The sequence below is a fragment of the Actinoplanes sp. NPDC000266 genome, assembly GCF_042899005.1.
In the GTDB taxonomy this organism is placed as follows: Bacteria; Actinomycetota; Actinomycetes; order Mycobacteriales; family Micromonosporaceae; genus Actinoplanes.
This window is the reverse complement of record NZ_JBIAZI010000003.1, coordinates 237,822-259,260: the sequence shown is the minus strand read 5'-3', so window position 1 is coordinate 259,260 and position 21,439 is coordinate 237,822. Positions and strand designations below refer to the sequence as shown.

The following is a 21,439-nucleotide window of genomic DNA, read 5'->3' as shown; positions in this document are numbered from 1 at the left end:
CGGGTCAGCCCGTCCGGTTCAGGAAGGACCCGGCCTGGCTCGGCCGGGTGAGGCGTACGACCTCCAACCCCCGATGTGACGGGTCGGCGATGCGCGCGGTGAGGTCCTTCCGGCGGGCGCTGTGCGCCGACCATGCCCGGCGGATGGGATGGTCCGGGCGGAGCCACTGCAGCGGGGAATCGCGGTGACCGTGCCAGAGGCGCCGGCGGGTGACTATGCGCCGCAACGACCGGGTGGTGGCCCGCCACAGGACGACAGGTTGCGAGTAATCCAGCCAGATCAGCGTGTCGGCGCGGGACCACATGAGGTCACGCACGCCGGCTGAGACGGGATCCGTGGGTGGCGGGCCGCCCGAGTCGAAGATCCATGCGCCACCGGCGGTGATCCGTTCCACGGACGCCGGGAAGGCCGGAGCCATCAGCAGATCGGGGCCGTAGAAGAGGTCGTCGAGCGAGTGCCAGGGGACGCCGGTCGTTGCCGACAACCGGCGGGCCAGTGTCGTCTTTCCCGCGCCGGCCAGTCCGGTGATCAATATCCGCCTCATGCGGGAGGACGTAACAGGGAGAGGCCGAGCCCGGTGGTGGTGTAAAGGACGCGGCGGCCGCTTCGGGTGCCGGTCACCAGGCCCGAGTCGCGCAGGATGCGCAGGTGCTGGGAGACGGCGCTCGGGGTGACTCCGAGGGAACGGGCCAGGTCGGCGCCGGTGGCGGGGGAGCGGAGGGCTTCCAGCAGGTCGGCTCGTGCGCGGCCGAGCAAGTTGGCGGCGGCGCCGGCCGCGGGGTGGGTGCCGGCCGTCCACAGGGTGCCGATGCCGCGTGCCGGGTAGCGCACGGTGGTCCACGTGGACGTGGACGCCCTGATGTGGGCGGACGAGGAGCGCAGGGCCGACGGCATCAGCACGAGGCCGCCGGGGGCGGGGCGGATCGTCCGGTCGCCGGGGCGGCTGCGCTGGATGAGCCGGCCCTCGTGCCAGTCCAGGTCGGGGTGCAGGGCGGCGAAGAGCCGGGCGGCGCCGCCCTCGGCCAGCTGCGCGGCCCGGTGGGCCACGTCGGCGCCGAGCAGCGAGCGGATCTTCGGCCAGTGGGGTGCGACCAGCGTCTCGTACGCCTCGTGGAGCTCGGCCGCGATCCTCCGCAGACCGGCGGCGGGGGCCGCCGCGAGACGCGCGGCGGCCGGTGGCAGGTCGTCGCCGAAGACCCGGAAAAGGCCGGTGCGGACCTGGCCGGAGGTCGTCCGCCGGAGCGCGGCCAGATCATCGTCGATCGCCGGCGCGAAGCCCTCGGGCGCGGGCAGGAGGAACTCCGGCCAGAACCGGCGGTCGTTGACGAGAAGGGGCCAGGTCGCCGGCAGATGCAGGGAGCGGGCCTCGCCAACGGCCCAGCGCAGCCAGCGGCCGTGCGGCCCGGGGCCGGCCCGGTCGCTCAGCAGGACCAGGGCCGCCACGGTCTCGGCGAGGGGCGATATGGCGAACCTCGTGCCGGCCAGCTCGGTGACGTCGAGACTCACCGTCAAAGACACGCGGAGATTATGTAGCGGCGGGCTACATCGTGTCCACGACGGCTGACCGCGCCCCAGGGTGGTCGCCGTGACCCGGTTACCCGCCGCCTTTCGGCTCCTGCAGACGGCCTCGATCGTGAACAACCTCGGCGACGGCGCCTACGCCGCCGCCGTTCCCCTGCTCGCGGTGGCCCTCACCCCGGATCCGCGGCTGGTCTCGCTGGTCGCCGCGGCGGGCGTGCTGCCGTCGCTGCTGCTGTCGCTGCCGGCCGGCGCGCTCGTCGACCGGCGCGACCGGGTCGCCCTGATGCGGTGGGCGCAGGTGGCGCAGGCCGTCGTGGCGGGTGCTCTGGCGCTGACGGTCGTGACCGGTGTGGCGGGCGTGCCGCTGCTGGTCGTGGCGGCGTTCGCGCTGGGGGCGTGTGAGGTGGTGGCCGGCAGCGCCGCCCAGGCGATCCTGCCGCAGATCGTGCCGGTGGCCGGCCTGCACCGGGCCAACGGCCGGCTTCTCACGGCCGCCAGCACGGCGCGCGCCTTCGCCGGGCCGCCGATCGGCAGCCTGCTCTTCGCGGTGGGGGCCGGGCTGCCGATGGTGCTGAACGCGATCTCGTTCGCCGCCTCGGCGGTGCTGCTGGGCCGGCTTCCGCGGCGGGCGGCGCCGCACGCGACGGCGCCGCTGGGCCGGGCCGTGGCCGAGGGGCTGCGCTGGCTGGCGGGTCACCGCTTCCTGCGTACGCTCGCCCTTCTCCTCGCCGTCAATCTCTTCTGTTTCCAGCTGGCCGCCGTCACCCTCGTGCTGCTCGCGACGTCCGAGCTGCGCATGGGGGTGACGGCGTACGGGCTGCTGCTCACCGCGAGCGCGGTGGGCGGCATCGCCGGCGGGCTGGTGAGCCACCGGGGTGGCCTGCTGCTCGCGCTCGGCGGGGCCGTGCCGGCGTATCTGGCGGCCGGGTTCAGCACCGGCCCGTGGACCCTGGGCCTCTGCCTTGCCGCGATCAGCTTCTTCTCGTCGATGTGGAGTGTCGCCACGGTCAGCCTGCGGCAGAGCGTCGTGCCGCCGGAGCTGCTGGGACGGGTCAGCTCGGTCTACCGGATGCTGTCTCTCGGGCTGGCCCCGCTCGGCGCGGTGGCCGGCGGGTTCGTCGTGCACGAGTGGGGCGTGCGGGCGGCGTACCCGATCGCCGGGGTTCTCCGGGGTGCCGCCCTGGTGGTCGCGGTGCCGGTGATCCTCAGTGGTGGGCGGGCTTGTCGGCGAGGACGCGGCCCAGGGTGAAGGTCAGGACCCCGGCCAGGACGACGCTCAGCAGGCCGACCCGCAGGCTGGTCTGGTCGGCGATCAGGCCCACCAGCGGGGGTGACAGCAGGAAGCCGCCGCGCAGGAGCCAGCTCACGACGGTCAGGCCGGTGCCGGACGAGAGGCCGGGGATCTCGTCGGCGGTGGTCATGGTGGCCGGGACCAGGGTGGCCACGCCCAGGCCGGCCAGGGCGAAACCGGCCAGCGCGGTCGGCACCGACGGGAACAGCAGGGCCGCGCCCATGCCCACGGCGGCCAGGGCGCCGCCGGCGCGGACCACCGTGCGCTGGCCGAAGCGGTCGATCACCCGGTCGCCGGTCAGGCGGCCCAGGGTCATGGCCACCTGCAGGGCCACGAAGGCCAGGCCCGCCGTCGCGGCGCTCGTGTGCAGGTCGCCGGTCATGTAGAGGGCGCCCCACGACGAGCCCGCGTCCTCCACCAGGGCGCCGCACGCGGCCAGGATGCCCAGGATCGCCAGCAGCCGTACGGCCGTGCCGGTCATCGCCCGCTTCGCGGTCGTGGGGGTATCGGACGGGGTAACGGATCGCTCGGCGTCCTCGCCGCCTGGGAGCATGAAGCGGAAGGCGGCCAGCGCCACCGCGCTGAACAGGGCCGCCGAGATGCCGAGGTGGACGGTGAGGGACAACCCCAGGCCGGCCGCCGCCGAGCCCATGAGGCCGCCCAGGACGGCGCCGATGCTCCACACGCCGTGGAACGAGTTGACGATCGAACGGCCGTACAGGCGCTGGACCCTCAGGCCGTGGGCGTTCTGGGCCACGTCGACGATGGCGTCGAGGGCGCCGACGACGAACAGGGCACCGGCGAAGGCGTACCACGTCGGGGCGAAAGGCAGGAGAAAAGTCGCGGCGGCCAGCAGGACGATGCCGGGGGCGGCGACGCGGGCCGAGCCGAAGCGGCGGATCGCCGAGGCGGCCAGCAGGCCGGCCAGCAGCGCGCCCAGCGGCATGGCGGCGATGGCCGTGCCGAGCACGGCGTTGGTGACGCCGAGATCGGCCTTGATCTGGGGATAGCGGGGCACGACGTTGGCGAACAGGGCACCGTTGGTGAGGAACACCGCGGCCACGGCGAGGCGGGCCCGGCGGGCCTGTATGGAGGGCGCGGCCGGCGCGAGGAGCGTCATGCGTACGAGCGTACATACGATGTGTACGGCTGTACATATGAAATTTAACCCCCGCGTGCGTCTTTTTCCCAGGCATCCATGTGATCATCTTCCGGACTTGCAGGATGGGGAGGACAAAGCGTGGGGATGACCTCACTGGTGTCGGCGGTACGGTCCCAGGTGTTCGGGCTGCTCGCGCGCAGGTTCGCGGGCGGCAACGGGCCCTATGCGGGACTGGCCATGCTGCCCGACAAGCTGCTGTGGCCCCTGCACCGCGACGGCCTCGACCCGGTCGAGGAGATGGCCCGCCGCGTCGAGCGCGACCCCGTCAGCCGGCTGCCGCTCCCGCTCGGCATGCGCGGATGGCTGATCACCGGCTACCAGCCGGTGCGCGAGGTGCTGGGCAGCCTGGACGGCTACAGCAACGACTTCGGCAAGTTCGCGGGGCGCGTGGGCATCAACGTGACGCAGGATCCCGGTGGGCTCGGCTTCGCCGATCCGCCGGTGCACACCCGGCTGCGCAAGGCGCTGACACCGGAGTTCACCATGCGGCGCCTGATGCGCCTGCAACCGCGCATCGAGGCGATCGTCCAGGGCCGGCTCGACGAGATGGCCGGCAAGGCCGACGTGGACCTCTGGAACGACTACGCGCTGCCGGTGCCGGCGTTGACGATCTGCGAGCTGCTCGGGGTGCCGTACGAGGACCGCGAGTACTTCCAGAAGCTGAGCACGGCCCGGTTCGACCTGGCCGACGGGGCCGGCGCGTCGCTGGACGCGGTGGGGGAGTCGCTGACGTACCTCGGCGGCCTGATCGAGCGGCAGCGGCGTGAGCCTGGGGACGGGCTGCTGGGCTCGCTCATCCGTACACACGGGAACGAGATCGACGACCGGGAACTGGCCGGACTGGCCGACGGGGTCCTCACCGGGGGCCTCGAGACGTCGGCCAGCATGATCGCGCTCGGGTCGCTGGCGCTGATGACCGACGGCAAGCTGCGGGCCCGGCTCGGCGAGAACCTCGACGACACCATCGAGGAGCTGCTGCGCTACATGACCGTGGTGCAGGTGGCCTTCCCGCGCGTGGCGATCCGCGATCACAAGGTGGGCGGCGCCGACATCCGCGCCGGCGACATCGTGATCTGCTCGCTCAGCGGCGCCGACCGCGATCCGTCGGCGACCGGCGCCGATCCGGGCCGGCTCGACACGACGAGGCCGATGAAGAGGTCGCATCTGGCTTTCGGGTACGGCATCCACCGGTGCATCGGCGCGGAACTGGCCCGCATGGAGCTGCGCATCGCGTACCCGCGCCTGTTCGAGCGCTTCCCGGAGATGCGGCTGGCGGTGCCCGAACGGGAGCTGACATACCGCAGGGCGTCCATCGTCTTCGGATTGGACGCCCTGCCGGTTCGTACGACTGCTATTTGAGCTTCAGGGTCACGTTGAACTTCGGCGACGCGGCCAGCTTGCGGAACGAGGCCAGCGAGGCCGGCGAGCTGTCGATGCTGATGTCGCGGTCGCCGAAGAAGTCCTTCTTCGTGTCGAAGTAGACGATCGCCTTCACCTTGGGGCGCTTGGCCAGCTCGGGCAGCACCGAGTTGAACTGCTTGGTCTTGTCGACGACCTTGCCCACGCGGTGGTAGGCGCCCCACTCGGCGACCATGATCGGCTTCGAGGCGTGGTTCTTGGTGGCCCAGTCGTACCAGCCCTGTCCGCCCTTGGCCTTACGGTCGAGCAGGTCGGCGAAGACGCCGGCGTGGTAGTAGGGGACCTCGGAGGAGACGTACGAGTCCAGGCCCATCCAGTCGACGACGTCGTCACCCGGGTAGAGGTCTTTCCACCACGACTGCGCCATCCACTTCTCGTTGCCCATGTACGCGACCACGTTGATCATGTTGCTCAGGCCCTTGGACTTCAGGCGCTTGATGACGTGGCGGTACGACGCGGCGAAGTCCTTGGCCGTCATGCCCAGCTTCGGGTCGATGCGGACGTCGTCCTCGGGCTCGTGGTTGAGCACGAGGAAGAACTTCTCCGGCATGGTCGTCTTGACCCGGGCCGCGAACGCGTCGATGCGCGCGTCGAGCTTGCCGGCGGCGACGTTGGCCCAGGTCGAGCCGTACTCGACGCGCCAGTTCATGAGCAGCACGCGCGGCTTGGCCTTGTCGCGGACCATGGCGATCTCGGACGCGGTCGGGAACTTCTCGTCGCCCTTGTGGTAGACGTGGAAGATCGAGGACGTACGTCCCGACTTCTGCTCCCAGGTCTTGAGCTCCTGGTCGCGCGGCAGGGTGCTGAACCCGCCGGCCGCCGCGCCCCACAGCACGCCGCAGGTGGGGACGAGCTTGGCGTCGGTCACGCACTTGCCCGCCGGCGCCGCCGGCGTCGTCGCGCCCTGCGCGGCCATCGGCCCGGCGAGCGCCGCACCGAGGCCCGCGACGAGCGCGGCCAGCGAGTACATGGACTTCCGCAGCATCTAATCTCCCCCGTTTGTCCGGCCGTTGTCGGCCGGGCATGAGAAGAGATTGCGGTGCGTGCGGTGCGCGCTCGGTGCCCGTGGCGGTGCGGCCCGGTTGCGCTCGCCGGGACCCTTGATCGTGCCCCTGAGATCGGCGGTTCTCCGGGGTGCTTGAGGCTTTTCAGAGCCAGGCGCGTATGGCGGTGAAGGCGCCGGCGCCGTTGTCCTCGGTCACCAGGCCGGCCAGGCCGGCGATGGTGACCGCGCGCAGGGAGGCGCGCCAGGCCTGGTCGGCGGCGCTCATGGTCCGCGCGATCGGGCAGGGCTTGTCGCACGCCTCGGGCGGAGTGGCCAGCGGGCCGCGCTGGCGGATCTCGGTGCACAGGAAAGCCGGCTGCGGCCCGTCGACCGCCTCGACCACGTCGAGCACTGTGATCCGCGACGCCTCGCGGGCCAGCTCGTAGCCGCCGGCGTGGCCCTGCACGGACCGGATGATGTCGGCGCGGGACAGCGCCTGGAGCTGTTTGGCCAGGTAGCTGGCGGAGACGTCGTGCAGCTCGGCCAGGCGGGCGGCGGGCACGGGGCGGTCGGCCGCGCTCAGCACCACGGTGCAGTGCAGGGCCCACTCGACCCCACCGGACATCTTCATGGTCACATCCTACTTGACTCGGACACATGTTGTCCGAGTAGAGTTTGACCCGGACAAGAGATATCCGAGTTAAGGGAGTCGTCATGAAGATCGTCGTCGTCGGTGGCACCGGGCTCATCGGCCAGAAGCTGATCCCCCTGCTCACCGCCGCCGGGCACGACGCCACCGCGGCGTCGCCCTCGACCGGCGTCAACTCGATCACCGGTGAGGGCCTGTCCGAGGCGCTGACCGGCGCTGAGCTGGTCGTCGACCTGACCAACGCGCCGTCGTGGGGCGACGACGAGGTGCTGGAGTTCTTTCGGACCTCGGCCGCCAATCTGGGCGCGGCCGAGAAGGCGGCCGGCGTGCGGCACCACATCGCCGTCTCGATCGTGAACTGCGACCAGATCCCCGACAGCGGATACATGCGGGCCAAGGTCGCCCAGGAGCGTGAGATCCGCGAGGCCGGCGTGCCCTTCACCATCCTGCGGGCCACCCAGTTCTTCGAGTTCGTGCCCGGCATCGCCGACTTCTCGACGAAGGACGGCGAGGTGCACGCGTCCACCGCGCGCTTCCAGCCGGTCGCCGCCACCGACGTCGCGGCCACGCTGGCCGCGGTGGTCGAGGAGCCCGCCACCAACGGCGTGGTCGAGCTGGCCGGCCCCGAGGCGGGCACGCTGGCGTCGTTCGTCCGCCGCTACCTCGAGGCCAAGGGCGACGCCCGCAAGGTCATCGACGACCCGGCCGCCGGCTACTTCGGCGCCGTGGTCGAGTCGCTGGCCCCGGCGCCCGGCAGCGGCGCCCGCGTCGGCGCCGTCAGCTTCGACAGCTGGCTGGGCTAAGCTCCGGTCCTTGTGACCTTGATCGACCTGCACCGCCACCTGGAAGGCTCCCTGCGAGTAGCCACCGTCCTCGAGCTGGCGCGCCGCGACGGACACCCCCTGGCCGTCGCGGCCGACCCCGAGGACCTGCTCGTGGCCCGGGGCCCTCTGGGCGGCCTCGTCCCTTTCCTCGACAAGGTCGACGCCGCGCCGTCCGCCCTCCCGCGCCCCCAGGACTGGGAGCGGGCGGCCGCCGAGGTGGTGCGGGACGCCGCCGATGACGGCCTCGGATACTTGGAGCTGCGGTTCAGCCCCTGGTTCATCCGCCGGGAGACCGGCCTGGAGCCCGAGGCCGTCATCGACGCGGTCGCCTCCGGCGTGCACACGGCGTCGAAGGAGACGGGCTTGCCGGTGGCGCTGATCGGCATCCTGCTGCGCGACCTGGGCCCTTCCCAGGGCGTCGCGCAGGTGGACACCCTGCTGTCCCGCCGCGACGTTTTCTGTGCCGTGGACCTGGCCGGCAACGAGGCGGGAGTTCCGGCGGCCGAGTTCGCGCCCGCCTTCGCCAAGGCCCGGGACGCCGGCCTTCACGTGACGGTCCACGCGGGCGAGGCCGCGGGCCCGCAGAGCGTGTGGGACGCGATCAACCATCTGGGCGCCGAGCGCGTCGGCCACGGCGTCCGCTCGGTCGAGGACCCGGCGCTGCTGGAGCACCTGGCCGCCAACGGCATCACCCTCGAGGTGGCCCTGACCAGCAACCTGCACACGAGCGTCGCCCCGAGCTACCGCGAACACCCCCTGCGGCAGTTGCTCGCGGCCGGCGTCCCGGTCGCCCTGGCCACCGACGACCCGCGCGCCTCCGCGATCACCCTCTCGGGCGAGTACGTCACGGCCAGGACCGAGATCGGCCTGTCGGCCTCCGAGATCAAGACCATTGAGGGGTACGCCCGCAGGGCCGCCTTCGCCCATCCCTGACGTTCCGCCCCGCGCGTCTGTCGGATGAAGGCCAGATCGGCGGCCGGTTGCCGGCGCCGCGATACCGTGCTCGCACCACACGTCGCAGCCCTCCCCGGAGGCGACCGATGCGCATTCGCGTCAGGTGTCTCGACTACACCAGCGGAGCACCCGTCAACCGGGTCCGGCTGACCTGCACCGTGAAGGCGGCGCCCCGTGTCGCGCAGGTCGTGGCCGTCGAACCCGGAGACGGATCCTCCGGCGGCCCGCCTGACGACGCCGACGAGGTCACCCGCCCCGTGATCCTGCACGGCGAGGCGATCACCGTCGCCACGCGGTTGGCGACCTCCGCCGCCGACGGCTCCGGCGAGTTCGTCATCGATGTCGGCGGCGCCTACGGGCAGCTCGCTCAGCAGCACGCCGGCGATGACCGTTTCCTGGACGTGGTGGCGTTCATGCGGATCCGGGGCGCCGTGGAGGGCCTCGACCACCAATCGCCGTTCGTCCTGGTGACGAGCAGCTCGCAGGACGCCGGCGGCGACGTGACGATGGACCGGATCGTGGCGATCGACTTCGCCCAGTCCATCGTCGGGCACACGACCGAGCGCGGCTGCCGCCTGTGGTTCCAGCTTCACGGCCGCCAGATGGCCTCCCGGCGCTACATGTGCGAGCTACGGCCGGTGCGGGCGGGGGCGTCCGGGGCGGTCACCCGCCGGCTCCGGTTCCGGGAGTCCCGGGCCCGCACGGTGGTCACCCGGATCTCGGCCTTGGAGCCGGGGGAGCGCTACCGGTACGAGCTCTGGTCCCGTGACCCGGACGATGCCGCCAACGACCGTCTCCTCTGCTCGGGGTCGTTCCGCACCGCCGAGCCCGGCGAGCGCGAGCTGACCGTGCTGTTCGGGTCCTGCCACAACCCCGTGGAGGGGCCGTACCCGCCGATCGCCGACCTGCGGCAGTGGCGGCGGCTGGCCGACCGCAGCGACGGCGACATCCAGCTGTTCATCGGCGACCAGATCTACGGCGACGAGATCCCCGAGCCGGCCCCGGGTGAGCGCTGGCTCGACGGGTACGTGCGCCGGTACAACGCCTTGTGGGCCTACCAGCCGGTGCGCCAGGCGCTGAGCCGCCGGCCGACGTACATGATCCACGACGATCACGAGGTCAAGGACGACTGGGGCAGCGACCCCGGCATTCCCGAGGCCCGCGTCCAGCAGGCACGGCAGGCGCTGCGATGGTTCCAGCTCGCGCACAGCCCGATCGGCGCCGACGCCGACGTCCTGCACTACCACTTCCGGCGCGGGCCGGCCGCCTTCTTCATGCCGGACGTCCGCAACCATCGCGGCGCCGACGACGAGTTCCCCATCTTCGGGCGCCGGCAGTGGCGCGACATCGTGGCGTGGGCACACTCACCCGAGGTGCGCACCGCCGACGTGATCGTGTTCGCCGCACCGGTGCCGGTCGCGTTGCTCCCGGTCCAGCTGTTGCGCGACATCGCCCAGAACGCGGTCGCGATCGTCGGCCCGCTTCTCGGCGCGGCCGTCGGCAGCCTCCTCGGCGGTGTCGGTGCGGCCACCGGCGCGATGATCGGCCCGGCGGGCGTGGACATCATCTACGAGGCTCTCGAGGAGCACCTGCTCGCGACCACCGACGCGGCGGACGCCTGGAACCTCGAAGAGAACCAGCCGGACGTCTCCCGTCTTCTCAACGTCCTCTTCGGCCTGGCCAACGATGTCGACTTCGACGATCCCGACGCGTCGCCCGGTCAGCACCCGCGTGCCGTCTTCCTCCTCGGCGGCGACTGTCACTTCGGGCTCATCCACTCCATCGCCTCCGACCGGCGTGCCGGCCCCGACCACCGCAACAACCCGCAGATCATGCAGCTGACCAGCTCGGCGATCGGCCGGCCGCCGCAGCCACAGGAGAGGATCCGGGCGCTGTTCGAAGACGTCGACGTGGAGCCACCCGATTTCGACTCCGTCGTCGCCGATCTGATCGAGCTGGTGGACAGCTCGGCCGTCCGGTTCGTTCTCGACGACCACGAGGGCGGGCACTACCGCGCCGCGGCCCTCGGCGCCCTCTTCGAACGCAACGTGGGCAAGCTGCGGATCGAGCGGACCGGACCCGGTCCCCGGTACCGCTTCGACGCCACGATCGAAGGCGAGTCCACCAGCCTGGTGCAGCTGTTCGAGGTCGATCTCGGCACCCGACCGGTCCGATGGCGCTCGCTGATCGGGGAGGTCCTCTCCGTACAGGGACGGCTGACCCTGCTCCGCGTGAACGAGATCGGAGGGAAGTTCGGACCGCCCGGCGACCGTCTGGACGCCGAGGTGATCGTGTCGCTGGACAGCGCGCCCCACCGGTTCTTCGGCTTCCAGCTGCGCCGCGACGACCACGAGCCGGACCGCGCCGCGACTCTCGGCGTGTTGCGCGAGGCGCTCAACAGCGACCGGCCGGTACGGATCGACTTCCGCCGCACCGGCCCGCACAACGGTGAGCTCATCCGGGCGAACGCGCTCGACTAGACATCGAGGCAGGTGTGTGACGATGGCCGTACTCAACGCTCGCGGGAAGATCACCCTTCTGCGGGTCAACGAACGGGACGACAGGTTCGGTCCACCGGACGACTTCATCACGGCCGAGGTGATCGTCCAGCTGGACCGGGAGCCAAACCGCGCGTTCGGGTTCCGCCTCCTCGACGACGGCAACCTGCCGGTCCGGCGGGCCTACCTCGACCTGCTGCGGGACGCACTGGCACACGATCACGAAGTGCACATCGACTTCGACCTCCCGCCGGGCAAGACGAAGGGCCGGATCATGCGGTGCTGGCTGACACCCGGCGAGCGCCTGCGCCCACCCGGCGGCGTCTTCGCCGACCGAGCCGTCCTGACCAAGGACGCCGGCGCCGACTGACGAGGTGGCGCTGATTCGCGTACCCGAAAGGGTGACGCCGGTCGGTGTTCGGAAGTTGTCCGGATGGCAGAGGCCCTGGTCCGTCGCGATCCCGAAGGGCGGGAGGTTGCGGACGTCCCGGCCGCTCTCGTTAACTCTCTGTAGGCCGATCGACGGCCGTTCTCTGGATCGGCGCGGGCCGGCCCTCGCCGCAGGCGATGGCGCGGGACGGATTCACCAGTGCGCCCACGTTGTCGGCGGCGCACGGGGGACATACGTTTCCGACCTGGCCGGCCACGCTCGCCTATCTGCGGAGATGCGGAGTACCCGACACCGATATCCCGGCCTGGCTGAGCCGGTGGTGCCGGGTGCCGACGCCATCGGCTCCCGGGGTCCCCGGCCGGCGGGCTCCAGCACCGCGACCGGCCGGCCGGTGCCGGGCGGTCACCACGATCCCGGGTTTCCGGCTCGCGTTGTGGGAGATCTTCCGCTGGACCGGGGCCTCTTCACAGGCTGATTTCGTACGGGACGCCGATCGTCGCGGCGTCGCCATAGCCAAGGCCACGCTGAGCGACATGCCGACGCCCGGTCGTGAGCACAGCTTGTCCCGGGCGGACAGCGTGCGCGTCGTCCCGTCCTGGTCAACGCGGTCCTGAACCCGATGCGAGGCCGGCCGCCCGAAACTGATCCGGGCGACGGTGTTCGGCGCCGGCTCACGCCTCGGATACGAGCGGGAGCTCGTGACCGCCAGCCGCGCCGCGAACAGGAGCTTGCCCGCCTGCGCGAACTCATGCCAAGTATGTGAATCAGGTGCCTGCATTGCGGCCAGTCGGAGCCGACGGTAGCTTGTGGTTCACAACAGTGAACTGAAGTCCGTCATATGGACGACCGACACGGAAGGGGCGCCATGCCTAACATCACCGTCGAGTTGCTCGCGGGCCGGTCCCTGGAGCAGCGCAAGGCCTTCGCCCGGGCAGTGGCGGAGAGTGCCGTCGAGATCCTGGGCGCGCGGCAGCAGGACGTCCGCATGGTGTTCACCGAGATCACGGCCGACTCGGTGGCCAACGGTGGCGTTCTGGCCAGCGAGGACGCCTCGCGGGCCGGTGTGCTGGCGGGGCTCGAGAAACACTGAGGCCCTTCGGCGGCGCGCGGCGCGTCAGCGCACCAGGCTGTTGCCGCGCATCGCCGACAGGCGGGCCTTCACGCTCAGCAGGGTCTCGATGATGAAATCTTCCCGCGCCTGGTCGAGGCGGCTCACCGGGACCGCGACGCTCAGCGCGTCGACCGAGCGGTGCGAGAAGGGCAGCGTGACGCCGAAGCAGCGCACGCCCAGGCAGGACTCCTCGCTCTCCTCGGCGTAGCCGAGCTGGCCGGCCTTCTCGATGATCGCCAGCAGGGCGTCCCGGTCGGTGATGGTCTGGGTGGTGACGGGCTTGATCTGGTGGGGGACGAGCGCGTCGCGTTCCGCCTCGGGCAGTTCCGCGAGCATCGCCCGGCCCAGCGCCGTCATGTAGGCGGGCAGGCGCCGGCCCACCGCCGAATACATGCGCAGTGGGTGCTTCGACTCCCGCTTGGCGGTGTAGATGATCTCCGCACCCTCGAGGCGGCCCAGGTGGACCGTCTCCTCGGTGGCCGTCGCGATCTCGTCCATGACGGAGCCGGCGCGCGAGATCACCGGGTCGCCGTCGAGATAGGCCGAGCTGACCGTCAGGGTGTGTACGCCGAGCCGGTAGACGCTGCCGGTCTCGTCGGTGTCCAGCCAGCCGCGGGCGCACATGGTGCGCAGCAGCGCGTGCAGGCTGCTCTTCGGGATGCCGAGCCGGGTGGCGAGCTGCAATTGGGTGCCGGGGCCGTGGGCGGCGATGTCGTCCAGCAGGTCGAGGACGCGGGCCGCCGACTTGACCTGGGCGGTGGCGGAGCTTCCGCTGCTTTCCATCACGCCTGCACCCTACACCAGTTCACATAGGCGAACGGGTTTCCGTCCCTTGACCTGTGGTCTGCGCCATAGGTATGGTCGCGGTCAGTTCACGTAGCTGAACGCGGTTCACAAACGAGGAGAGTCCGTTGATCGAGGTTAGGTACTCCGCATCGCCCTCGGCGGTTGAGACGGCGACGAACGCGGACCTGCGGAAGAACTTCCTCGTCGAGGATCTGTTCCGCGCCGGTGAGGTGCGCGGGGTCTACACCCACGACGACCGGCTGGTCGTCGGCGGGGCGGTTCCCGGCGACGGCCAGCTCGGGCTGCCGGCCTGGGAGGTGCTCGGGGCGGCGTCGCACCTGGCCCGCCGCGAGCTCGGCGTCGTCAACGTCGGCCAGTCCGGGCACGTGTTCGTCGACAACGAGAAGTTCGAGCTTCGCCACCTCGACGGCCTGTTCGTCGGCCGGGGCCGCGAGGTGGTCTTCGAGGGGCCCGACGCCGCGTTCTATTTCGTGTCCGCCCCGGCTCACGCGGCGTACCCCACCACGCTCTTGAGCCACGCGGCGATCGAGCCGGTCAAGCTGGGCACGCCGGAGGCCGCCAACGAGCGCAGCCTCTACCGCTACGCCTGGGGCCAGGAGCTGCAGACGGCGGTTCTGCAGTTCGGCGTGACCGTCATCGCCGACGGCTCGGTGTGGAACACCTGCCCGCCGCATCTGCACGACCGGCGGACCGAGGTCTACATGTACGTCGATCTCGACGAACAGGACCGAATCTTCCACCTCATGGGCCGGCCCGGCGCCGCCCGTCACCTCGTGGTGCGCGACCGCGAGGCCGTCATCTCGCCGCCGTGGTCGATCCACTCGGGTGTCGGCACCGGGTCCTACGCCTTCATCTGGGCCATGGGCGGCGAGAACAACGACTACACCGATCTCACCCCGGTGGCGCTGGAGGACCTGTGACCGCCGACCCCTTCGGCCTGCACGGCCGGCGGGCCGTGGTGACCGGCGCCGGTCGCGGCCTCGGACAGGCCATCGCTCTCGGGCTCGCCCGGGCCGGGGCCGACCTGGTCCTGCTGGGCCGGCCGGGAAGCCAGTCGGCCACCCGCGACCAGGTGACCGGTCTCGGCCGGGAGGTGGAGGTGGTCGATCTGGACGTCGGCGATCACGACGCCGTCGACCGGGCCGCCGCCGTGGTGAACGGCGACGGCCCGGTGGACATCCTCATCAACAACGCCGGCGTCATCGACCGCGCGGACTCGGTGGACGTGAGCCGTAGCTCGTGGAACCGCGTGGTCGACATCAATCTGACCGGCCTCTTCCTTCTCTGCCAGTCGTTCGGGCGCCCGATGACCGAGCGGGGGCGGGGAAAGATCGTCAACGTCGCCAGTCTGCTCTCGTTCCAGGGCGGGCTCCGCGTGGCGTCGTACGCCGCCAGCAAGCACGGCGTCGCCGGCGTCACCAAAGCCCTGGCCAACGAGTGGGGGCCGCTCGGACTGCAGGTGAACGCCATCGCACCCGGCTACATGGTCACCGACAACACGACCGCTCTCCGCGAGGACCCGGACCGTTCCCGGGCCATCCTCGACCGCATCCCGGCCGGCCGCTGGGGAGACGCCTCCGACATCGCCGGGGCGGCCGTCTTCCTGAGCTCGGCCGCCGCCGACTACGTCAACGGCCACGTCCTGGCCGTCGACGGAGGCTGGATGGCCCGCTGATGCCCGCCTCCACCGAAGAAGCGCCACCGAAGAAGCGCCACCGACGAAGTAGAGGATCATCATGAAGCCCATCGTGGCCATAGTCAGCCTGTCCCTGGTCGCCGCCGCCCTCGCCGGTTGCAGTGAGCAGGCCGCCGGAGGAGATGAAGCCGCCGGCGGCGGCGCCTGCGCACCGTCGGACGTCCGGCTGGTGGGCCAGGTCCGCAACGAGTCCAACCCGTACGAGGCCTCGTGGCTCACCGGCGGCGACGCCTTCGCCAAGACGGTCGGCCTGACCCAGGAGCGCCTGACGTACGACGGCGACTCCACCAAGCAGCAGGAACAGATCAGCCAGATCCTCGCCGGCGACACCAAGTGCCTGGTCATGAACGTGCTCCCCAACGGTGACTCGGACACCGCGCCGATCGTCAAGGGCGCCGACCAGGCCGGCGCCTATCTGGTCACCCAGTGGAACAAGCCGGCCGACCTGAAGCCGGCCGACCACAAGACCTGGCTCAGCCACATCACGTACAACGGCGTCGAGTCGGGTCAGCAGATCGGCGACGCGCTGGCCACGGCGATCGGCGGCTCGGGCGGCATCATCGCGCTGCAAGGCGTGCTGGACACGGCGGCCGCCAAGGACCGGTTCAAGGGCCTCGAGGCCTCGCTGGCCAAGAACACCGGCGTCAAGCTGCTCGACCAGCAGGCCGCCAACTTCTCCCGGGCCGAGGCGCTGACCGTCACCAAGACCCTGCTGACCAAGCACGGCGACAAGCTCAAGGGCATCTGGGCCGCCAACGACGACATGGCCCTCGGCGCTCTGGAAGCGCTCCAGCAGGCCGGCAAGGCCGGCAAGGTGGCGGTCGTCGGCATCGACGCCGTGCCGGACGCGGTCAGCGCGGTCCAGAAGGGCGACATGACCGCCACCGTCTCCAGCGACGGCGCCTGGCAGGGCGGCATCGGCCTGGCCATCGGATTCTGCGCCGCCACCGGCAAGCTCGCGGTCGCCGACATCGCCGCCGAGAACCGGGCCTTCTTCGCCGAGCAGTTCCTGATCACCAAGGAGAACGCGGCCGACTTCGCGCAGCCGAAGACCGACCCGGCCGACTTCGAGTGCGCCAACGTCTTCAACCGTGTGGCCGGGCCCTTGACATGACCGTGACATCCGAGGTCGCCGCCGCTCCTCGCCGCCGGATCCGGCGGGGAGCGTCGTTCCGGGACGCCGGGCCACCGGTCGCGCTGGTCGTCATCTTCGGAATGTTCGCGGCCTGGAGTCCGCAGTTCCGCAGCGCCGACAACGTCCGGAACATCGTGGACGCCGCGGCCGTGCTGGCCGTGGTCACCTGCGGCATCACCTTCGTGCTGATGATGGGCTCGATCGACCTGTCGGCGGCCGGCGTGATGGGCGCCTCCGCCCTGACCGTCTCGCTGCTGGTGGCCAACAACCGCAACGACAACGACTTCGGGATCCTGGGCATCCTGGCCGCGGTCATGCTGGGCGGCGCGTTCGGTGCGCTGAGCGGCCTGGCCCTGGTCCTGCTGAAGGTGCCGTCGTTCATGGCCACCCTGGGGGTGTCGGCCGTCGGGCTCGGCGTCGCCACCCTCATGTTCGCCGGCGTACAGCCCAACATCTCCGACGCCATGCTGGAGGGCCTGGCCATCGAGCGGCTGCTCGGCCTGTCCTATCTCACCTGGATCGCGGCCGGGTGCGTCCTGGCCGGCTGGCTCCTGCAGCGTTACACCCGGCTCGGGCGGTACGCCTACGCGATCGGTGGCGCCGAGGAGGTGCTCACCCTTTCCGGGGTCCGGGTGAAGCCGTACAAAGTCGCGGTCTTCACCCTGGCCGGAGCCTTCTACGGCCTGGGCGGGGTCATGGTGACCAGCCAGCTCGGGGCCGGGCTGGTCCAGGCCGGCGACGGATACGACTTCTCCGCCATCACCGCCGCCGTGGTCGGCGGCACCCTGCTCACCGGGGGCCGCGGCGGTGTCCTGCACTCCGCCGTCGGCGTCCTGCTCGTCATGGTGCTCACGAACGGCCTCGTGCAGGTCGGCGTCAGCCCCTACTGGCAGGGCGGCGTCGAGGGCCTCATCGTCGTGGCCGCGGTCGCGGCCGCGGTCATCCCGCAGCGTCGAAGGAACCAGGTGGTCAAGTGAGCGCGCCGGCTCTGGAGGTCCGCGGCCTCGTCAAGCACTACCCGGGCGTCAAGGCTCTCGACGGCGTCGACCTGACGGTCCGTCAGCACGAGGTGATCGGCCTGGCCGGCGAGAACGGCGCGGGCAAGTCGACGCTGCTCAAGGCGCTGGTCGGCCTGGTCACCCCGGACCGGGGGGAGATTCTCGTACGGGGGAGGCCCGTCAGACTGCGCAGCGTGGTCGAGGCCGCCGGTCACGGCATCGGCATGGTCTTCCAGGAGCAGTCCCTGGTGCCCAACCTGACCGCGGCCGAGAACATCGTCCTCGGCAGCGAGGGGGCGGCGGTCCGCCGGGGCCTCTACCGCTGGGACACCATGCGCCGCCTGGCCCAGGAGCAACTCGACAAGATCGGGTCGGACATCGACCCCCTGGCCCGCACCGACTCGCTCAGCTTCGCCGACCGGCAGATGGTCGAGATCGCCAAGGTGCTGCGGATCGAGGAGCGCAGCCAGCACCCGCCGGTCGTCATCCTGGACGAGCCGACCTCGGTGCTGGAGTCCAAGGAGATCGACACCCTGTTCGCCCAGATCCGCCGGCTGCGCGAGTTCGCCTCGGTCGTCTTCGTGTCGCACCGCCTCGACGAGGTGCTGACCGTCTGCGACCGGGTCGTCGTGCTGCGCGGCGGCCAGTCGGTCGGCGAGGTCGCCACGGACGGCGCCGTCCCCCGCGAACTGCACCGCATGATGATCGGATCCACCGGCTCCGACGACCACTACCACGAGAACGCCGCCGCCCGGGTCGAGTCCGAACAGCCACGGCTGTCCGTCCGCGGACTGTCCGGCCGCACGTTCCACGACATCGACCTGGACGTCGCGCCCGGCGAGATCGTGGCGATCGCCGGCGTGCACGGATCCGGTCGCGAGGACATCTGCCGGGCCCTGTTCGGCGCCGAGCCGACCACAGCCGGCGAGATCCGGATGGACGGCAGGAAGATCGACCTGCCCACCACGCGGGCCGCGTGCGCCGCCGGCATCGGATATGTGCCGGCCGAACGCAAGACCGAGGGCATGGTCGGCTCGATGTCGGTGGCCGACAACATGACCCTGACCAAGCAGAAGGCCCGCTGCACGGGCCCGTTCGTGGCGCCCGGCAAACAGGCCACCCTGGTCGACCGCTGGATCCAGCGGCTGTCCATCCGCACGCCGGGCCGCGATACTGCCCTGCAGCGGCTGTCCGGCGGCAACCAGCAGAAGGTGGTCCTGGCCCGGTGGCTCGTCGGCGGCGACATCCGGCTGCTCCTGCTGGACCACCCGACCCGCGGCCTCGACATCGGCGCCCGCTCGGAGGTGTACCGGTTGATGCGCGAACTCGCCACCGGCGGCGTCGCCACCGTGCTGCTGGCCGACAGCCTCGAGGAGGCCATCGGCATGGCCGACCGCATCCTGGTCATGAGCGACGGCCGGGTGGCGGCCGAGGTCGCCTGCCCGAACGGCGGCAAGCCGAGCCCACTCGATCTCGTAAAGGCCATGGTATGAGCACACAAGTCGCCGTGCCGACGGCCACCGAGCCCGTCCCCGCCCAGGGCGGCCGCCGTCTCACCGGGCTCATGCCGCTCATCGCCCTGGCCGTGCTGGTGGCCGGTCTGACCATCGCCGATCCCGACTTCCTGACTCAGCGGAGCCTGACGGCTGTGGCGCGGACCGCGGCGCCACTCATCGTGCTCGCCGCCGGGGCCACCCTCGTCGTTCTCTGCGGTGGGATCGACCTCTCCATCGCAGCCCTGGCCTCGCTGTCGACCGTCTTCCTTGCTCTGTGGCTGCCGGACCTCGGCGCGCTGGCCACGCCGGCCGTCATCCTGGTCGCGGCGGTGATCGGCCTCGTGCAGGGCGCGGCCCACGTGCTGTTGCGGATCCCGTCGTTCATCGTCACCCTCGGCGGGCTGAGCATCCTGTCCGCGGTCGCGCTCGTCGTCTCCGGCGCCGGCACCGTGCGGGTCGTGGACGACGCGACGATCAAATGGCTCGACCTGTACGTCGGCGGGTATGTGCCGATGTCGGCCGCGGTGGCGGTCATCGTCGTGGCCCTGATCGCCGTGGTCCTCAAGGTCACCCCGTTGCACAGCTGGATCTCGGCCACCGGCTATTCGGAGTCGGCCGCGCGGCTGGCCGGCACGCCGGTCGATCTGGTCAAGGCCGGTGCGTTCTGCGTCTCCGGCGCCTGTGCCGGGCTCGCCGCCGTCATGCTGGTCTCCCGTCAGTTCAGCGGCGGGCCCACCATGGCCGACAACCTGCTGCTGCCGGCGGTGGCGGCGATCGTCGTCGGCGGCACCGCCATCACCGGCGGCCACGGCAGCGTGTGGCGCAGCCTGGCCGGCGCGCTCGTGGTCACGCTGCTGCGGGTCGGCCTGCCGATCGTCGGTGTGCCGTCCGCCTACGAGCAGATCCTGTACGGCGCGATCATCGTCGTCGCCGTGGCCCTCACCCTCGACGGTTCGAAAGTCTCCATCATCAAATGACCCGGAAGGCCATCATGTCCTCTCTCCTGCCCGCCGTCCGCTCATTCCTGTCCGCGCCCAAGCGACTGCTCATCGACGGCGAATGGGTGGACGCGAAGGACGGCAGAACGTTCGCCACCGTCAACCCGTCGACCGAGGAGGAGCTGGTCCAGGTCGCGCAGGCGTCCGCGGTCGACGTGGACCGCGCGGTCGTGGCGGCCCGCACCGCGTTCGAGTCGCCGTCGCCGTGGTCGCGGATGACGCCGCGGGACCGCTCGCACCTGCTGTGGCGTATCGGCGATCTGATCGAGGCCCACGCCGGCGAGTTCGCTCAGCTGGAGGCCCTCGACAACGGCAAGCGGGTGGAGGCCGCCCGCGACGGTGACATCGCCGTGGCGGCCGAGCTGTTCCGCTACTTCGCGGGCTGGGCGACCAAGATGGAGGGCACCACCATCCCGATGTCGGTACCGGGCCGCGACTTCCACGCGTACACCCGCCGGGAGCCGGTCGGTGTCGTCGCCGGCATCGTGCCGTGGAACTTCCCCCTGCTGATGGCCTGCTTCAAGATCGTCCCCGCGCTCACCGCGGGCAACACCGTCATCCTCAAGCCGGCCGAGCAGACCCCGCTGACCGCCCTGCGGCTCGGTGAGCTGCTGCTCGAGGCCGGCGTGCCCGGCGGCGTGGTGAACATCCTGCCCGGCTTCGGGGACACCGGCGCCGCGCTGGTCGAGCACCCCGGCGTCGACAAGGTCGCCTTCACCGGCAGCACCGAGGTCGGCAAGAAGATCGCCGCGGCCGCCTCGGGCAACCTCAAGAAGGTCTCCCTGGAGCTCGGCGGCAAGGCGCCCAACATCGTCTTCGACGACGCCGACCTCGACGCCGCCATCGCCGGCGCGGTGCTGGGCGGCTATTTCAACGAGGGGCAGTGCTGCGTCAACGGCTCGCGCCTCTACGTCCAGCGCGGCGTCTTCGACCAGGTCGTCGAGGGGGTGGCGGCGGCCGCGCGGGCGATCCGGGTGGGTGACGGCTTCGACCCGTCCTCGCAGATGGGCCCCCTGGTCTCACGGGAGCAGCACGAGAAGGTGCTGGGCTACATCCGGGGCGCGGTCAGCGAGGGCGCGGTGCTGAACGCGGGCAGCGCCGATGCGCTCGGCGACCGCGGCTTCTTCGTGTCGCCGACCCTGATCACCTCGGTCGACGAGCGGATGGCCGTGCAGACCGACGAGATCTTCGGCCCGGTCGTGACCGCGGTGCCGTTCGACACCGAGGACGAGGTGGTCGCGGCGGCCAACAACACGGTGTACGGGCTGGCGGCCGGCGTCTGGTCGTCGAACATCGGCACGGCCCACCGGGTCGGCGCCCGCCTGCGGGCGGGCACGGTGTGGCTGAACACGTGGCACGCGGACGACGTCACCCTGCCCCGCGGTGGCTTCAAGCAGTCGGGCTGGGGCCGCGAGCTCGGCTCGTTCGGCCTGGACGACTACACCGAGCTCAAGACCGTCATCGCCGAGCTGCGCTGACCGCACTTCGGCAAGGGCCGGCCCTG

General features: G+C 71.2%; 20 protein-coding genes. 14 read left to right on the top strand and 6 right to left on the bottom strand.

The window, feature by feature from the left end; genetic code table 11:
• Positions 1-4: 4 nt before the first annotated feature.
• Positions 5-544: a P-loop NTPase family protein gene (locus ACFY36_RS12765; protein WP_499746093.1), complete on the bottom strand. Its 540-nt coding sequence runs from the start codon at positions 542-544 to the stop codon at positions 5-7.
• On the bottom strand, positions 541-1,518 hold the full coding sequence (locus tag ACFY36_RS12760; RefSeq protein WP_499746092.1) for an ArsR/SmtB family transcription factor: 978 nt from the start codon (positions 1,516-1,518) through the stop codon (positions 541-543). Before ACFY36_RS12760 ends, ACFY36_RS12765 begins: the two co-directional genes overlap by 4 nt.
• A 67-nt stretch (positions 1,519-1,585) precedes the next feature.
• On the opposite strand from ACFY36_RS12760, the gene ACFY36_RS12755 reads away from it, so the two are divergent.
• Positions 1,586-2,770 (top strand): MFS transporter, encoded by a 1,185-nt coding sequence (locus ACFY36_RS12755; RefSeq protein ID WP_499746091.1) that lies wholly within the window; start codon positions 1,586-1,588, stop codon positions 2,768-2,770.
• Here the strand turns inward: ACFY36_RS12755 and ACFY36_RS12750 are convergent.
• Positions 2,727-3,932 carry an MFS transporter gene (locus tag ACFY36_RS12750; protein WP_499746090.1) on the bottom strand — a complete coding sequence of 402 codons (1,206 nt, stop codon included), beginning with the start codon at positions 3,930-3,932 and terminating at the stop codon, positions 2,727-2,729. The two genes, ACFY36_RS12755 and ACFY36_RS12750, sit on opposite strands and share 44 nt — an antisense overlap.
• 126 nt (positions 3,933-4,058) lie before the next feature.
• Here ACFY36_RS12750 and ACFY36_RS12745 point away from each other — a divergent pair, with 126 nt between their 5' ends.
• Positions 4,059-5,333, top strand: a complete 1,275-nt coding sequence (locus ACFY36_RS12745; protein ID WP_499746089.1) for a cytochrome P450 — start codon at positions 4,059-4,061, stop codon at positions 5,331-5,333.
• Here ACFY36_RS12745 and ACFY36_RS12740 read toward each other — a convergent pair.
• Positions 5,326-6,378, bottom strand: a complete 1,053-nt coding sequence (locus tag ACFY36_RS12740) for a glycoside hydrolase family 26 protein (protein WP_499746088.1) — start codon at positions 6,376-6,378, stop codon at positions 5,326-5,328. The two genes, ACFY36_RS12745 and ACFY36_RS12740, sit on opposite strands and share 8 nt — an antisense overlap.
• Positions 6,379-6,541: 163 nt before the next feature.
• Positions 6,542-7,009: an RrF2 family transcriptional regulator gene (locus tag ACFY36_RS12735; RefSeq protein WP_499746087.1), complete on the bottom strand. Its 468-nt coding sequence runs from the start codon at positions 7,007-7,009 to the stop codon at positions 6,542-6,544.
• 83 nt (positions 7,010-7,092) lie between these two features.
• Here ACFY36_RS12735 and ACFY36_RS12730 point away from each other — a divergent pair, with 83 nt between their 5' ends.
• From ACFY36_RS12730 to ACFY36_RS12710, 5 genes are all read left to right on the top strand, one after another.
• On the top strand, positions 7,093-7,830 hold the full coding sequence (locus tag ACFY36_RS12730; RefSeq protein WP_499746086.1) for an SDR family oxidoreductase: 738 nt from the start codon (positions 7,093-7,095) through the stop codon (positions 7,828-7,830).
• 12 nt (positions 7,831-7,842) lie between these two features.
• Positions 7,843-8,784: an adenosine deaminase gene (gene add, locus ACFY36_RS12725; RefSeq protein WP_499746085.1), complete on the top strand. Its 942-nt coding sequence runs from the start codon at positions 7,843-7,845 to the stop codon at positions 8,782-8,784.
• Between the two features lie 107 nt (positions 8,785-8,891).
• Positions 8,892-11,285, top strand: coding sequence for an alkaline phosphatase D family protein (locus tag ACFY36_RS12720; RefSeq protein WP_499746084.1), 2,394 nt, complete (start codon positions 8,892-8,894; stop codon positions 11,283-11,285).
• Between the two features lie 22 nt (positions 11,286-11,307).
• A complete protein-coding gene (locus ACFY36_RS12715) occupies positions 11,308-11,673 on the top strand; it encodes a hypothetical protein (protein ID WP_499746083.1) in 366 nt (121 codons plus the stop codon).
• 886 nt (positions 11,674-12,559) lie between these two features.
• Complete coding sequence (locus ACFY36_RS12710; RefSeq protein ID WP_498686071.1) at positions 12,560-12,784, top strand: tautomerase family protein; 225 nt, start codon at positions 12,560-12,562, stop codon at positions 12,782-12,784.
• A 24-nt stretch (positions 12,785-12,808) separates the two neighbouring features.
• On the opposite strand, the gene ACFY36_RS12705 is transcribed toward ACFY36_RS12710, so the two are convergent.
• Entirely contained in the window at positions 12,809-13,588 is a 780-nt protein-coding gene (locus tag ACFY36_RS12705) for an IclR family transcriptional regulator (RefSeq protein WP_499746082.1), read from the bottom strand.
• Between the two features lie 128 nt (positions 13,589-13,716).
• Here ACFY36_RS12705 and kduI point away from each other — a divergent pair, with 128 nt between their 5' ends.
• From kduI to ACFY36_RS12670, 7 genes are all read left to right on the top strand, one after another.
• Positions 13,717-14,532, top strand: a complete 816-nt coding sequence (gene kduI / locus ACFY36_RS12700) for a 5-dehydro-4-deoxy-D-glucuronate isomerase (protein ID WP_499746081.1) — start codon at positions 13,717-13,719, stop codon at positions 14,530-14,532.
• Complete coding sequence (kduD, locus tag ACFY36_RS12695; protein WP_499746080.1) at positions 14,529-15,287, top strand: 2-dehydro-3-deoxy-D-gluconate 5-dehydrogenase KduD; 759 nt, start codon at positions 14,529-14,531, stop codon at positions 15,285-15,287. Before kduI ends, kduD begins: the two co-directional genes overlap by 4 nt.
• A gap of 61 nt (positions 15,288-15,348) precedes the next feature.
• The gene (locus ACFY36_RS12690; RefSeq protein ID WP_499746079.1) at positions 15,349-16,422 is read left to right on the top strand and encodes a sugar ABC transporter substrate-binding protein; all 1,074 of its coding nucleotides are present in this window, start codon (positions 15,349-15,351) and stop codon (positions 16,420-16,422) included.
• The gene (locus ACFY36_RS12685) at positions 16,419-17,420 is read left to right on the top strand and encodes an ABC transporter permease (protein ID WP_499746078.1); all 1,002 of its coding nucleotides are present in this window, start codon (positions 16,419-16,421) and stop codon (positions 17,418-17,420) included. Before ACFY36_RS12690 ends, ACFY36_RS12685 begins: the two co-directional genes overlap by 4 nt.
• Positions 17,417-18,934, top strand: a complete 1,518-nt coding sequence (locus tag ACFY36_RS12680) for a sugar ABC transporter ATP-binding protein (RefSeq protein WP_499746077.1) — start codon at positions 17,417-17,419, stop codon at positions 18,932-18,934. Before ACFY36_RS12685 ends, ACFY36_RS12680 begins: the two co-directional genes overlap by 4 nt.
• On the top strand, positions 18,931-19,914 hold the full coding sequence (locus ACFY36_RS12675; RefSeq protein WP_499746076.1) for an ABC transporter permease: 984 nt from the start codon (positions 18,931-18,933) through the stop codon (positions 19,912-19,914). The genes ACFY36_RS12680 and ACFY36_RS12675 overlap by 4 nt, the downstream gene beginning before the upstream one ends.
• Positions 19,911-21,413: an aldehyde dehydrogenase family protein gene (locus ACFY36_RS12670; RefSeq protein ID WP_499746075.1), complete on the top strand. Its 1,503-nt coding sequence runs from the start codon at positions 19,911-19,913 to the stop codon at positions 21,411-21,413. Before ACFY36_RS12675 ends, ACFY36_RS12670 begins: the two co-directional genes overlap by 4 nt.
• The last annotated feature ends 26 nt before the right edge of the window (positions 21,414-21,439 follow it).

Bases quoted from the DNA above. Each gene is read 5' to 3' on its own strand.
- ACFY36_RS12705 (WP_499746082.1), bottom strand. From the start codon at position 13,588: ATGGAAAGCAGCGGAAGCTCCGCCACCGCCCAGGTCAAGTCGGCGGCC.
- ACFY36_RS12690 (WP_499746079.1), top strand. From the start codon at position 15,349: ATGAAGCCCATCGTGGCCATAGTCAGCCTGTCCCTGGTCGCCGCCGCC.
- ACFY36_RS12670 (WP_499746075.1), top strand. From the start codon at position 19,911: ATGACCCGGAAGGCCATCATGTCCTCTCTCCTGCCCGCCGTCCGCTCA.
- ACFY36_RS12750 (WP_499746090.1), bottom strand. From the start codon at position 3,932: ATGACGCTCCTCGCGCCGGCCGCGCCCTCCATACAGGCCCGCCGGGCC.
- ACFY36_RS12735 (WP_499746087.1), bottom strand. From the start codon at position 7,009: ATGAAGATGTCCGGTGGGGTCGAGTGGGCCCTGCACTGCACCGTGGTG.
- ACFY36_RS12765 (WP_499746093.1), bottom strand. From the start codon at position 544: ATGAGGCGGATATTGATCACCGGACTGGCCGGCGCGGGAAAGACGACA.
- ACFY36_RS12715 (WP_499746083.1), top strand. From the start codon at position 11,308: ATGGCCGTACTCAACGCTCGCGGGAAGATCACCCTTCTGCGGGTCAAC.
- ACFY36_RS12745 (WP_499746089.1), top strand. From the start codon at position 4,059: ATGACCTCACTGGTGTCGGCGGTACGGTCCCAGGTGTTCGGGCTGCTC.
- ACFY36_RS12740 (WP_499746088.1), bottom strand. From the start codon at position 6,378: ATGCTGCGGAAGTCCATGTACTCGCTGGCCGCGCTCGTCGCGGGCCTC.
- ACFY36_RS12730 (WP_499746086.1), top strand. From the start codon at position 7,093: ATGAAGATCGTCGTCGTCGGTGGCACCGGGCTCATCGGCCAGAAGCTG.
- ACFY36_RS12675 (WP_499746076.1), top strand. From the start codon at position 18,931: ATGAGCACACAAGTCGCCGTGCCGACGGCCACCGAGCCCGTCCCCGCC.
- ACFY36_RS12710 (WP_498686071.1), top strand. From the start codon at position 12,560: ATGCCTAACATCACCGTCGAGTTGCTCGCGGGCCGGTCCCTGGAGCAG.
- ACFY36_RS12685 (WP_499746078.1), top strand. From the start codon at position 16,419: ATGACCGTGACATCCGAGGTCGCCGCCGCTCCTCGCCGCCGGATCCGG.
- ACFY36_RS12720 (WP_499746084.1), top strand. From the start codon at position 8,892: ATGCGCATTCGCGTCAGGTGTCTCGACTACACCAGCGGAGCACCCGTC.